Source organism: Pyxidicoccus fallax (assembly GCF_012933655.1).
GTDB lineage: Bacteria > Myxococcota > Myxococcia > Myxococcales > Myxococcaceae > Myxococcus > Myxococcus fallax.
On sequence record NZ_JABBJJ010000413.1, the window covers coordinates 1 to 10,140 of the forward strand.

General features: G+C 70.7%; 8 protein-coding genes. All 8 read left to right on the forward strand.

The genetic code is table 11. The features are described from left to right. On the forward strand, positions 1–2,114 hold a 2,114-nt coding region (locus tag HG543_RS47010), incomplete at its 5' end, for a coiled-coil domain-containing protein (protein WP_169351503.1). 13 nt (positions 2,115–2,127) lie between these two features. Then, complete coding sequence (gene hemW, locus HG543_RS47015; RefSeq protein WP_169351504.1) at positions 2,128–3,333, forward strand: radical SAM family heme chaperone HemW; 1,206 nt, start codon at positions 2,128–2,130, stop codon at positions 3,331–3,333. Between the two features lie 16 nt (positions 3,334–3,349). Further along, positions 3,350–4,174 (forward strand): tetratricopeptide repeat protein, encoded by an 825-nt coding sequence (locus HG543_RS47020; protein WP_169351505.1) that lies wholly within the window; start codon positions 3,350–3,352, stop codon positions 4,172–4,174. 43 nt (positions 4,175–4,217) lie between these two features. After that, positions 4,218–5,765: a DUF4388 domain-containing protein gene (locus HG543_RS47025; protein WP_169351506.1), complete on the forward strand. Its 1,548-nt coding sequence runs from the start codon at positions 4,218–4,220 to the stop codon at positions 5,763–5,765. 253 nt (positions 5,766–6,018) lie between these two features. Further along, positions 6,019–6,786 carry a TadE/TadG family type IV pilus assembly protein gene (locus HG543_RS47030; protein WP_371876547.1) on the forward strand — a complete coding sequence of 256 codons (768 nt, stop codon included), beginning with the start codon at positions 6,019–6,021 and terminating at the stop codon, positions 6,784–6,786. 26 nt (positions 6,787–6,812) lie between these two features. Then, positions 6,813–8,309, forward strand: a complete 1,497-nt coding sequence (locus HG543_RS47035) for a hypothetical protein (RefSeq protein WP_246357802.1) — start codon at positions 6,813–6,815, stop codon at positions 8,307–8,309. A gap of 59 nt (positions 8,310–8,368) precedes the next feature. Further along, positions 8,369–9,430: a hypothetical protein gene (locus HG543_RS47040; protein ID WP_169351508.1), complete on the forward strand. Its 1,062-nt coding sequence runs from the start codon at positions 8,369–8,371 to the stop codon at positions 9,428–9,430. Next, positions 9,427–10,140: hypothetical protein (locus HG543_RS47045; protein ID WP_169351509.1), on the forward strand; the 714-nt coding region annotated here is incomplete at its 3' end. The genes HG543_RS47040 and HG543_RS47045, both read left to right, overlap by 4 nt.

Sequence of the window (10,140 nt, forward strand, 5' to 3'; positions counted from 1 at the left end):
CGCTGCCCCCCCGCCGCCCGGCCGCTTCCCCGGCCGCCGCTCCGGCCGGCACGTCCGCGCCTGCCTCCCCGTCGGCCTCCCTGTCCGCGGCTGCCGCCACGGGTACGGCCCCGGCGGCACGCGCCGTGCGGGTGCCCGGGAGCGACCCCTTCAATGAGCCGCCGGAAGCCCGGATGCCCATGGGGGGCTCCCCGGAGGAGAAGCTGGAGTACTTCCGGGCCGTCATCCGCCAGAAGACGGAGACCCTGGCCCGCGCGCGCACGCTGTACGCGGAGAAGGACGGCGAGCTGACCGGGGCGAAGCAGTCCCTGACGCTGGCGCGCAAGGAGGCCGCCGAGGCGAAGGCGCAGCTGGCGGCGGTGAAGGACGCGCCGGCGAAGCTGACCCAGGCCTCGGACGCGCTGACGCGCGCGGAGCAGCGCGCGGAGCTGGCCGAGGCGAAGGTGGCCTCGCTGGAGGCGGAGCTGGCCTCGGCGGAGGCGGACCGCAAGGACCTGTCCCGCGCGCTGGCGGAGGTGGAGTCCGAAGTCCCGCGCCTCACCGCGGAGCTCCAGGCGGAGCGCGAGTCGCGCGGCGCGGTGGCCGAGGAGCTGGTGGGCGCCAAGGAGGCGCTGTCGCTGGCGCAGGACCGCGTGGCGGAGCTGGCCGCGGAGAAGTCCGAGTCCCAGGGCGCGCTGGAGGCGGTCCAGGAGCAGTACCAGCAGGCCATCGCCGACGTGGAGCGGCTGGGTGGGGAGCTGGAGGCCGCCAACACGGAGAAGGACTCGCTCACCCTGCGCACCGCGCAGCTGGAGGCGGCGCTCGCCGAGGCCCAGGCCGGGCTGAGCGCCATCGAGAGCGAGAGCGAGTGGTCCAAGAACTCGCTGGAGGAGGCCCAGGCCCGGGCGCGCACGCTGGAGTCGGAGCGCGACGAGGCGCGCAAGCAGCTGTCCGTGGTGGAGGACGGACTGCGCACCCTGCAGGGGCAGGTGGCGGAGCTGGAGCGGGCGCTGGCGCTGAAGGACGCCGAAATCATCGGCCTGCGGGCGGCGCTCACCGCGCGCACCACGGAGGCCGCGGAGCTGCCCGTGCTGCGCCAGGCGCTGGAGGCGCGCACCGCGGAGCTGGCCAAGGCGAACGAGCGGGTGGAGGCGGAGGTCTCCAAGGCGGCGGAGCGGGCGCAGGCCCTGGAAGAGGGGCTGTCGCAGGCCAGCGAGCGCGCCCAGACGGCCGAGGGTGAAATCGCGGCGCTGAAGGAGGCGCTGGAGGCGGCCGAGGTCGAGCAGGTGTCGCTGCGCGACCGGATGGAGTCGGACGCGGCGGCGCTGGGCGAGGCGGTGCAGCAGGCCGAGGCCAAGGTGTCGGAGCTGTCCGGCGCCGTGGAGGCGGCCCAGGCCGAGCGCGAGGAGCTGAAGAAGCAGCTCGCCGCGACGGAGATGAAGGTCGCCACCAAGGACGCCGAGCGCGTGGGGCTGGCCGCGCGCGTGTCCATGCTGGAGACCGCGTCCGCGCAGCGCGAGGCGGAGCTGACGCGGCTGCAGGGCGCGCTGGCGCAGGCGCAGGCCGAGGCGGCGCAGGCCCGCGAGTCGCTGTCGCTGGAGCAGGTGCGGCGCGAGGCGGCGGAGGCCGAGCGCGCGGACGCACAGGTGAGGGCGGCCGAGGCCGAGGCCCGGGTGGACTCGCTGGCGGAGGGGCAGGGCGGCGCCGAGGCGAAGCAGTCGGAGCTGGAGGCGAAGCTGGCGGACCTCCAGGAGGAGCTGTCCGCGGCGCGCTCGGAGGCGGACAAGGCCGAGCGCCTGCAGCAGCAGGTGAAGATGCTGGAGGGCGCGCTCCAGACGGCCAAGTCGCAGAACGCGGCGTCCGGCAAGGTGGGCGCGGAGGCCGAGGCGAAGCTGGCCCAGCTGGAAGCCCAGCTGCAGGCCGAGCAGGAGGCCCGCGCGGCGCTCGAGGAGAAGCTCGCCGGGGCGGCGGCCACGAGCGCGCCGTCCGGCTGGGAGGCGGAGCGCGAGGAGCTCAAGGCCGACATAGCCAACCTGAAGCGGAAGCTGGTGACGGCCGAGACAGCGCTCGAAGCCGCGGCTGGCTACAAGGCGAAGATCGCCAAGCTGGAGGCGCAATTGAAGGGCAAGAAGTAGAGGTTTCCCCCTCATGCCCTTCGACGCGCCAGTGGACCCGCTGACTGGAATGCAGGCAGCCCGCTTCGGGCTGTACCTGCACTTCCCGTACTGCCTGGCGAAGTGCCCGTACTGCGACTTCGCGGTGGCGGTGGCGAAGCAGGTGCCCGAGGAGCGCTACGCGAACGCCGTGCTGGCGGAGCTGGACGCCCGGCTGGCCGCCCTGCCGGCGCTGCGGCACAAGCCGCTGGAGTCCATCTTCCTCGGCGGCGGCACGCCCTCGCTGTGGCACCCGCGCTATGTGGCGCAGGTGCTGGAGGGCCTCGCCGCGAGGCTGTCGGTGGCGCCGAAGGTCGAGGTCTCGCTGGAGGGCAACCCGGAGCGCGCGGACGCGGAGCGCTTCGCGGGCTACCGCGCCGCCGGGGTGAACCGGCTGTCCTTGGGGGTGCAGTCCTTCCAGCCGGAGACGCTGAAGGCGCTGGGTCGCGCGCACGACGCGGCCATGGTGGAGGGCGCGGTGGACGCGGCGCGGCGGGCGGGCTTCCCCGTGGTGGCCATGGACTTCATCTACGGCGTGCACGGGCAGACGGTGGCGCAGGTGGAGGCGGACGCGCGCCGCGCGGTGGCGCTGGAACCGGAGCACCTGTCCACGTACGCGCTGACGGTGGAGCGCGACGTGCTGGCGGTGGACACGCCGCTGTCGAAGCAGCTGAAGCGCGGCGAGCTGGAATTGCCTCCGGACGAAGAGGTGGTGGCCATGGCCCGCTTGGTGCGCGAGGTGTACGGCGCGGCGGGGCTGCACCGTTACGAGGTGTCCAACCACGCGCGGCCGGGCTACGGCTCGCGGCACAACGCGCTCTACTGGACGGGCGGCGAGTACCTCGCGCTGGGCGTGGGGGCCACGGGCATGCTGCTGGAGCCCGAGCCGCACCGGTACGTCAACCTGCGCAGCCCGGAGAAGTACCTGCGGGAGGTGGAGGCCGGCCGGCTTCCCGAGGACACCCGCGAGGAATTGGGGCCGGAGGAGCTGTTCGCGGAGCGGCTGGCCATGGGCTTGCGGCTGGTGTCGGGGGTGGACTGGGAGGCGGTGTGCGAGCGGTACGGCCAGCCGGTGGCGCCGCGGCGCGCGGAGGTGGCGCGGCTGGTGGAGCACGGCTTCGCCACGCTGCGCGACGGGCGGCTGGCCCTGACGGAGAAGGGCGCGGACGTGCACAGCGCCGTGTGCGCGCGGCTGCTCTAGGGATTTCGAGGGGCGAATGAGCAAGTGGATGTTGTGGATGGGGTTGACGCTGCTGACCGGCAGCCCGTTCTTGTCGCTGGGCCTGATGCTGGTCTTCGTCTTCGTGATGGACCACTTCACGTGGCAGCTGCTGCCCAGCCCGGTGCGGCTGTTCAAGCGCTTCCAGCGCGCGGGGCACCTGGCCGGTGTCATCCTCACCAACCCGCACGAGCGCCGGGCGCGGCACGAACTGGCGGACATCCGCGTGGCGCAGAAGCGGTACGCGGAAGCCGTGGACATCCTCAAGCCCAACCTGGAGGCGGGCGACGAGGACGTGGACACGCTGTACCTGCTCGGCGTGGCCTACCTGGGGGCGGGGGACGCGCAGCGCGGCGAGCTGCTCCTGGACGAGGCGGAGAAGCTGGAGGCGGACTTCAAGCTGGGCGCCATCCACCTGGAGCGCGGCCGCTTCCGGCTGAAGCGCGGGGACGTGGAAGGCGCGGTGAAGGCGCTGGAGCGCTTCTGCGCGGTGCGGCACGGCTCGGTGGAGGGGCGCTACCTCCTGGCCCAGGCGCTGGCGAAGGCGGGGCGGGCGGACGAGGCGAAGCGGGCGCGCGAGCTGGCGTGGAATGACTACGCCGTGGCGCCGCGCTTCCAGCGCCGCCGCGAGCGCAAGTGGGCATGGCGCGCGCGCCCCAGCCGGCCGCTGATGTACGCGGCGATGCTGGCGGTGGTGCTGGGTGCCGTCGGAACGGTGGTGGGTCGGATGGACCTCGCCCCGCGCTCCCCCGGGTACAACCGCTACTACGAGCAGGCGCCCTCCGCCTCGGGGCTGGAAGAAGACCTGGGCGAGGAGCGGTAGGCTGTAGCCACTCCCGGACTCCCCACCGAGCAAGGTCCACCCCATGTTCCCCACGCCGTCGCAGGTGCTCCGCCAACGAGAAGGGACGCTGGAGGACACGCCCTTCCCCCTGCTCCTGCACTCCCTGATGGTGGAGGAGCGCACCTGCACGCTGGAGCTGAAGGTGCGCCAGCGCGAGAAGCGCATCGTCTTCGAGGACGGCTCGCCGGTGGGCTGCCAGTCCAACCTCCTGCACGAGACACTGGGCAAGTTCCTCGTGGAGAAGGGGAAGCTGACGGAGGTGGACTACCAGAAGGCCCTGGCGGAGAGCATCTCCTCGGGCCTGCAGATGGGGGCGCTGCTCATCCAGAAGGGCCTCATCAGCCCCTTCGACCTCTACAAGCAGCTCCAGGCCAACCTCGCGCACAAGCTGCTGGACTGCTTCCGGTGGACGGACGCGAAGTACCGCCTCATCGCCGACGTGGACTCCCCGGACGCCAGCGTGCGGATGAACACCGGGCAGCTCATCCTCACCGGCGTGGCCAACGTCATGCCCTTCGACGCGGTGGCCACCCACTTCACCTTCACCGACGAGCGTCGCTTCGGGCAGATGCCGGGCGTCGACGCCGGGCTGAAGCTGTCGTCCAAGGACGCGCGCCTGTTCCAGGCCCTGCGCCAGCGCCCCACCTTCAATGAATTGATGGAGCGCACCAGCTTCGACACGGAGACGGTGCTGCGCCGGCTGTACGCGCTGTGCCTGCTGGAGGTCGCAGGCTTCGTGGAGGACGTGGACGAGCGCGCCGCGAAGCTGGCCGCCGCCGCCCCGGCTCCCGCGCCCGAGCCGGTGGTGGTGCCCGCGGAGGCCCCCGCGCCGGCCGCGCCGCAGCCGCAGGGCACGCCCTTCTCCGACGAGGACGTGGCCGCGCGCGACGCGCTGGTGAGCGCCTTCCTCGCGCACCGGAGCAAGGACCCCTTCACGCTCCTGGAGGTGCCCGAGGACGTGCAGCCGGTGCCGCTGCGCAAGGCCTTTTTCGCCCTGGCGGACCGGCACTCGCCGCTGCGCTTCCAGACGCCGGAGCTGCGCGAGAAGGCGGAGTCGCTGCTGGCCGCGTACGCGAAGGCCTTCGGCGCCCTGTCGGACGCGGAGCAGAACCTGCTGTGGCGCAAGCGCCGGGCGGCGCAGCGCGAGAAGGAGCGCGGCACGACGCGGCCGAGCACGGCGGAGCAGTTCCGCATCCGCACGGACCTCCTGGACGCGACGACACAGTTCGAGGAAGCCAAGCGCCGCTTGCAGGCGCGCAACTACGCGGGCGCCTTCGAGTACTTCGAGTACGCGTGCGACATCGACCCGAAGCCGCTGTACCAGGCGCACCGCGCCTTCGCGCGCTACCTCATGAAGCCCGAGGCCCACGGGCGCCTGGCGCTCCAGGAGCTGCAGGAGGTGGTGCGCCAGGAGCCGGGCATGGAGGAGGGCTGGGCCTTCCTGGGCGAGGTGGCCCAGGGCGAGGGGCAGTGGGCGGTGGCGGAGGATGCCTTCCGCAAGGCCTTCAAGCTCAACCCGAAGAACCGCCGCTACGTGGAGCTCATCCAGGAAATCGTGAAGCGCCGGTGAGCAGCCGGGCGGGCGGCACGCAGGCCCACCGGAGCCAGAGGTCCGGCTTCATCTGCAATTCAGTGTCATGAATTACACTCTTGGATTTTGAAATGACTGCTAAAACTCAGCTACACCGCAGTCGTCATTCCAGGGCTAAGAGAAATCCCTGACCCGGTGGGTCGGGGGGCGTGCTCGGGCGCGGCCAGAGTGCGGATTGCTCCCTCTTTGAAACCCCGGATAGCTTCCGCCCATGTCTAGGCGGGGGTGCCACATGCGCATGGGGGCGCAATCCGGTCAGGCGGCTGTCGAGGCCGCCATCGTCCTACCGCTGTTCGTCTTCCTCATCCTGGGCATCCTGCAGCTCGGGTTGATGCACCAGGCGCGGCTGATGACGAAGTACGCGGCTTACAAGGCCGTGCGCGCCGGCTCCCTGCACAACGCCAAGGTGGAGGTGATGGAGAAGGCCGCGCTCGCCGTCCTGATGCCGATGGTGAGCAGCCGGACGGGAGGCGCGGACGGCTTCGAAGTCATCCGGCCCGTGGGCAGCTCGCAGGAGTTCGAGACCAAGTGGAACGAGGTGGGGAACAACCAGATGGCGGGCGTCGGTCTGAAGTACGCCGAGGTCACCATCTGCGGGCCCACGCAGGAGGACATCCCCGCCAACTCGCCGGAGTTCGACTTCGACGACCCGAAGAACACCGCGCCGACCGGGTGGCGTCAGAGCCACCGCACCAAGCTGCGCATCCAGGTCACGTTCAACTACCGGATGGTCATCCCCTTCGCGGACTGGGTCATCTACCAGGCGGCCCGCGGGCGTGAAATCCCGTCCGTGTTGCGGATGCCCAAGAAACCCGCGCCGGCGCCGAACAAGGAGCCTCCCGGCGGGAAAGCGGACGGCACCTACGAGAGCGCAGCCCAGCAGGGCGTCTACATCATGCCCATCCGCGCCACGTACAACATGCGGATGCAGTCGAACTTCTATCTGAACAAGCACGGCCTGCCGGAGAAGAACGAATGCCTGTTCCCGTTCAAGTACTGAGCAGACGCGCCCGGCGCGGACAGGCCATGGTGCTGAGCGCCCTGTGCTTCCTGGTGCTCGCGCTGATGGTGACGCTGAGCTTCAACCTCAGCCATGCGCTGCGCCAGAAGATGAGCCTGCAGCAGCACAGCGACGCGCTGGCGTACTCCATGGCGGTGCTGGAGGCGCGGGCGCTCAACTACTACGCGGTGAGCAACCGGGCCATCGCCGGCTCCTACGTGGCGATGAACAGCCTGCACGCGTACATGGTCGCCGCCAGCGTGACGAGCGACATGATGACCGCGGGCAAGAAGAACTTCCTGGGCTTCGTGGTGCAGGAAATCATCCGCTGCATGTGCAAGGGGTGCCAGGAGCACTGCGTCCACGCCGCCGAGGCCGCGAAGATCGCCAAGGAGTTCGGCGACAAGTCGGACGAATACGGGCAGAAGGTCCAGGGCCTCGAGAGCCGCTTCAACAACGCCATGGAGGGACTGGACCTGCTGGTGGACAACCTCCACACCTCCCAGAAGGAGGTCCACGAGCAGACGCTCAAGGCGGTGAAGGATGGCAAGAGCCACGGGCTCTCCCAGTTGGTGGAGGACAACTCACCGGGAGCGAGCGACCTGAACGAGGCGGTGGGCGGCCTCAATGGGAACGAGTTCAACTGCGCGGTGGACGGGCTGGAGTGCCAGGGCAGCGTCGGCAACACGGACGTCAGGGCGCGCGCGCGGGTCATGACCGAGGTGGCCAACGCGGGCCGCTCCAAGTGGCCGGCGGATCGCGTTCCGCCCCAGGGCGGCTCGAAGTTCCCGCAGCATCTCCATCCTGACTTCCTCGACGAACTCAAGGACATCCCCGGCGAGGGCGACGCCCAGGTCACGCGCCACGTGGGCACCGCGAAGACGGTGCGGAACAAGGACGACGTCGACCAGGGTCAGTCGTCCGACAACGAGGGCACCACCATCGCCGCCATGGAGGAGGGCACCCTCCTCCACAGGTGGAAGCACAGCGCGGTCATGATATCGAAGTACGAGGCCAAGGTCTGGAGCGACGCTGGCGGCGGTGACCATGAGCCCGACAACGCGCACTCCGGCTCGCACCGGTTCGAGGGCGTCAATGCCCGGGCGCTGACGGCCTGCTCCCAGTCCGGCAACTGCTTCATGAAGTTCCGCGCCAACCCGTCCGCCGACCGTGACTGGGGCCAGCCGCGCGTCTACAGCTACCTGACGAAGCAGCTCCGGGTGGGAGACACGGGGCGGGCGCCCTGGGAGCTGAACCCGTCCGCCACGGTGTCGCTGCGGCACGGCGCCCAGGGCGAGGGCCGGCTCACGCTCGCGGCCGGAGAGGGCCGCAGCATGTCCAAGGCGCTCGTCTACTACCACCGCTTCGGGGACAACGGCTGGCGCGAGGCACCCAACCTCTTCGGCCCCTACTGGCGCGCGAAGCTGCACCCCTTCAAGCCAGAAGAGGCCGCCAAGGTGCTCGAGGCGGCGGGGAACACGGACGCGGCCGAGATGGCCCAGGTGCCGGGGGTGTCACTGTGAGACAGGCGAGGAATCGTCGTGCGGCCCGGGGCGCCGCCGCGGTGGAGCTGGCCCTGAGCATGCTGGTCATCGTCCCCGTGTTCCTCTACGCGCTCTTCCTGGACGACCTGCTGCGCTACAAGCTGGAGGGGCAGGAGGCCGCGGTCACCACCATCTGGGACTACACCGTCCAGGACTACGGCAGCCCTCCCGCGAAGGGGGATGACGGGGGCAAGTTCGTGGGCTTCGGGCTGGTCCAGGGCTACGCGCGCCAGATGTACTGCGACCACGAGTCCGGCATCGACAGCTTCGGCCCGGGCAAGGGCCCCGAGTGCGAGGACGACGAGGAGCACCACCAATCGGTGGTGGCCCACGCCTGCTGGCTCAACCCCGGCGCCCAGGAGGTGGAGTGCCAGCTCGGCGGCGGCGTGGGGGAGTACGGGGTGGACCAGCACCAGAGCTACATGAGCACGTATGGCCGCGGCGGCCTCATCCGCTGCTCGGCGCGGCTCGGCGTGCAGAACTACCTGCTACAGCACGAGTTCCTCACGGAGTTCTCCAATGTCGACCTCGCCCGGGAGAAGCAGGACCGCGGAGCGGGCATCCACAACAATGCCAAGAAGGGCACATACGCGGGGGGCACGGAGGGCAACATCTACCTGCTGCCCTGGGAGCGCATGTCCATCCTCACGGATACCTGGGCGCTGACGCGGCAGGTCGACATCCGTCCCGGCCAGACGTCGAGCGAGGGACCCGCCGAGACCACCGACGTGGCCGGCGCCCCGGACGACCTCTACGAGCGCGTGCTGCACCTGTACGAACACCAGAGCAATCAGGGCTTCCAGGACATGCAGTCGGAGGCCGTCGACTTCGTCCAGGAGGCCATCGACGACAAGCTGCTCGCGGACGGCATGGCCATCACCGACAGCACGCCGCCGGGAGATGACCCGCGCAAGCCCAGCATCGGCATGATTCCGCACCGGGAGGGCGCGGCGGCGCCGGAGGAGACCATCAAGCAGAAGGGGTCCGACGAGAAGTACTTCAGCAGCGAGTGGCGGGACTGGGGCCAGGACAACAACAAGCGGAGCTACGACGCCCGGGGCAATTGGTACATGGGCTGCAACCGGGAGGAGAGCTGTTGAAGTCGTCGGCCTCGCATCCGGTCATCCGCGTGCCGGCGCTGCTGTTCTCCGTGGCGGTGGTGGGCTGCCTCATCGGCTTCTCCTGGGAGCGTGTCGCGTACCGCGACTCCGCCGGGCGGGACGAGGCGTGGGAGCCGCCCGAGCTCGTGGGGCACGGCGAGGTGGGCTCGTCACGTGGGCCGGAGCGCACCGCGGCCGAGGAGGCCATCCTCGAGCGGGCGCTGTCGCACTTCCCGCCCTACCCGCGAGCGAGCCGTCCGGAGGTGCTGGCGACGGATTACCTCGGGCCCGGCGTGCCCATGGCGGTGGCGTGGTTCTCCACGCAGGACACGCCCGCGCAGGTGCTGGCGCACTACGAGAAGGTGCTGCTGGACAACGGGCTGCCCGTCCTCCGCCAGTCACATGGGGAGAATGGCGGGTACGTGGGCTACTGGAGCCCGGGGACGCTGGAGGTCCGGCTGGTGTCGGTGCTGGCGCAGGGCGGGGAGACGCTGGTCTTCGTGTCCGCCGGGCAGGTGGAGGGTTTGCTGGAGCGGGCGCGGACGGTGCCCGAGTGGATTCCGCTGCCCGGGGAGCTGTCCGAGCCCCGTGCGATGACCTTCGACATGGAAGGCGCCACGCACCACGCGGTGTCGGGGCAGCTGCCGGAGGACACGCTCGGTGGGGCGGAGGCCCGCTATCGGAAGGTGTTGGGGGAGAAGGGGTGGGAG

Bases quoted from the DNA above. Each gene is read 5' to 3' on its own strand.
- HG543_RS47020 (WP_169351505.1), top strand. From the start codon at position 3,350: ATGAGCAAGTGGATGTTGTGGATGGGGTTGACGCTGCTGACCGGCAGC.
- HG543_RS47035 (WP_246357802.1), top strand. From the start codon at position 6,813: ATGGTGCTGAGCGCCCTGTGCTTCCTGGTGCTCGCGCTGATGGTGACG.
- HG543_RS47025 (WP_169351506.1), top strand. From the start codon at position 4,218: ATGTTCCCCACGCCGTCGCAGGTGCTCCGCCAACGAGAAGGGACGCTG.
- hemW (WP_169351504.1), top strand. From the start codon at position 2,128: ATGCCCTTCGACGCGCCAGTGGACCCGCTGACTGGAATGCAGGCAGCC.
- HG543_RS47040 (WP_169351508.1), top strand. From the start codon at position 8,369: ATGCTGGTCATCGTCCCCGTGTTCCTCTACGCGCTCTTCCTGGACGAC.
- HG543_RS47030 (WP_371876547.1), top strand. From the start codon at position 6,019: ATGCGCATGGGGGCGCAATCCGGTCAGGCGGCTGTCGAGGCCGCCATC.